General features: G+C 28.6%; 1 protein-coding gene. It reads right to left on the bottom strand.

Going from position 1 to position 3,179, the window contains the following annotated elements:
• Positions 1-3,179 (bottom strand): translocation/assembly module TamB domain-containing protein (locus tag ABWO04_RS10730; protein ID WP_353079697.1); only part of this gene is annotated, 3,179 nt, incomplete at both ends.

Genomic DNA, 3,179 nt, shown 5'->3' with positions numbered 1-3,179 from the left:
ACGATAAAGTCACCCGTCATTTGAAATTTACCTAAGGTATTGATATTCATAAACATCGATCCATTACCCGTTCCTTTCATAGAATGCCCAGTCTCACGATTTAAAATTACTTCAATTTCTGCATTTGGTGTAATGGCGAAATTAAAATTCAAATCGATTCCTCTGTAGGTTTTGGTTGGTTGTTTTATGGTGGTTTTTGTACCAAATTTCTCTTCTTTTGTAGTAAAATGAACCAAACCATTATCGCTAACACTTTCTGAATCGTTGACTGGAATTTTAATTGACGTTCCTTTTGCACTTTCCCCTTCTGCATTGATGACTAATGCCTCTACAGGACCTTCAATTGTTGCAAAACCGTCAAAATATGCTTTTCCAAAATAATAGGCGTCGTCAGCATCTTTTGTATCTAAAACCAAAAGCTTATCCGATGCTATTTTTAAATCCATTTCCCAATTTCCAAACTTTTCGTGAGAAATGGTTCCGCTTAAAATTCCTTTGGTCTTCTCGTTTACATCGATAATATCAATATCTCTAAAAATAAATTTTTCTTGTGTTAAATCGATTTTTGAATTTTTATCGAAATTGTAATCTACATTTAAATATGGTACACGTAAACCTGCATTATTTAAATATAAAACACCATCTACATCTGGATTATCAATTGAACCAACAATATTGGTTTTACCAGAAGCCATACCTCGTACATTGTCTAAAATACCTGTTAAAAAGCCACCAATAGGTTTAATATTAAAGTTTTCAAAAACAGCCTCTAAATTTAAAACCGTCTGACTATTAACTATGTCTACCGTTCCTGTTGTTGAAAATGTTACTTCATCTTGATGAACAATCGATGCATCAACATTAAATGTTTTGAAATTTTCATCACCAAAGACTTTTAATTTCAGATTTCCTAAATCGTCATTATTTAATTGTAAACCGTCAATAGTTAAATCTGTAGATGGTTCATATACTAAATTATCTTGTTTGTATTTTAAGTTTCCATTTAGTTTCCCACCGAGACTTAAATTTTTGATATCAGGTGTGATTTTGGAAATATCTACATCATTAAACGTGAAATTAAAATCTTTGTATGTATTTCCATTCATTATTCCATTAAAATCAATAAACTGATCATTATGAGATAAAGTCAATTGATTGAAATTAAAGTTTTTAAACTGTTTATCAAAAATTATGGTATTTCCAGCTGTTTCTTTTTCATTAATATACCATTGGAAGTTTTTGAATGTAATATCTGATTTTTTAAAACCTACAATCGACTGTTTGTCTTTATTAATGGTATGAAATAAATTTAAATCGAATTTATCTTCGCCTTTATCACCGCCTTTAAATTCAGTTCTGGCAAATAAGGTATCGTTCAGGGTTAAATTTATTAGACTAAATTCGGATATTTTATAGTTTTTAGTATTTAAACTATCTAATTCAATATAGGTGTTATAAAGTGGGTTTTTGTTGTCAATATCGATTTTAATACCATTAAATTTATTTTCAAAAGCATTGACAAATGGAGAATTAAAATCAAACTGAAACAAACCTGCATCGGCATTAATTTTTCCTTTAAAATGAGTGTTTTCTGCAATAGAAACTTCAGGATACAATACTTCCAACACTTTATTATAAACTGTAAAATCGAAATCTAAAAATTGATTTTTCGATAATTTATGTGGCGAATAATTCGCATACAAACTACCAACAGCATTTTCAAGTATTTTTTTAATTTGTTTGGTTTGATATTTACCAACTACTTGCCCTTCAATAATATCATCCGAATGAAAAGAAACTGTTCTTATGTTTTGATTATCGAATGAAGACGTTACGGATGCAGCATCAAAATAATATTTATTTTTTGGATTGATGTAAGAAATATCATTCAAACTAAGTGTTCCGGCTAAGTCATCTAATGAATTTCCTTGTGCTTGCATAATAATGGAGCCGGCTAAAACAGAAGTAGCATCTTTTGTGTATAGGTTGATTTTTTTAAGATTGGCGTATTCAATTTCTATATCAAAATCATACACTTTTTTCTTTTTACTTAAATCAACTAAACCATCAAAAGTAAGCAATAAATTAGGGTCTTTACTATGAAAATGTCCTTTAAAATAAGGCATCTTCATCGTACCATTAATATCAATATTTCTATATGTATAGCCATTATATTTAAACTGACTTACATTTCCTTTTAGTTTGGTATTCAAATATTTTTTAGAAAATCCTGATCCATCGACATCAACATTAACTGATGTACGACCTAAGTCTTTTTCCTCTAAAAATATACCTAAATCAAAATTATCTAATTGAAACTTCCCTACATATGTGGCACGGTCAATGGTATCTATTTTATCCATTTTAAAATCGCCCATAGCACGACCTATTTTGGAAAACAAATCTACATCTGCAATAATCCATTTTTCGGTAAGCTCAACTTTCCCTTTCAATTCAACTTTACCCAGTTTTTGTAATTGTTTGGGTAAATTTTTTCCTAACAGATTAGGTAAAAGTTTACTAACACTTGCTTGGCTGGCTGATAATCTGTCGAAACTTCCTATCAAGTAAAATTTCTGCTCGCCTTTACCAAAAATATTTTTAAGTTGAAGATTTCCAACTACTTCATTATCATTTAAATCATTGAATTTCAAGTTATTAAATTTCAAATCATTTAACGTTCCTAAAATATGAGAATCGATATAAAATTTCTGATTTTTACCAAATTCAGAATAGAAAAAATTTAAGTCGTTACTCGAAATTTTACCTTCTTTAATATCTAAATCGAAAATTACTTTGTTATTAAAATCTTTAAAATCTTTTCTATCGTAACGTAATTCTGTTTTTCCTTTAAAAGAAGAGTTTTCGGTTTCTAAAATTAATTCGTTTAATAAAATATTCTTCTTGGTATAGGTAAAATCTGAAGTTAAATTTTTCATTATCAAACCCCTATGGTCTTTAAATGACATTTTATACACATAGGCAAAAACATTTGCACCTTTTACATAAAAATCGTCTAATTGTCCATTTAAATTAGAAAAATCTAAAACTTTAGGCGTTTTTAAATTTTCATCAATATACCTAAATCGACTATTTTGTAGGGAAATAGAATTTATTTTTAATCTGAATTTTCCAGTAGAAGGTTTCGGAGGATTATCATCAAAAGCAGCTACAAACTT

The sequence above is a fragment of the Flavobacterium sp. genome, from assembly GCF_040382755.1.
Lineage (GTDB): Bacteria > Bacteroidota > Bacteroidia > Flavobacteriales > Flavobacteriaceae > Flavobacterium.
The sequence above is the reverse complement of the archived record's forward strand: the minus strand, read 5'-3'. Positions and strand labels throughout refer to the sequence as shown.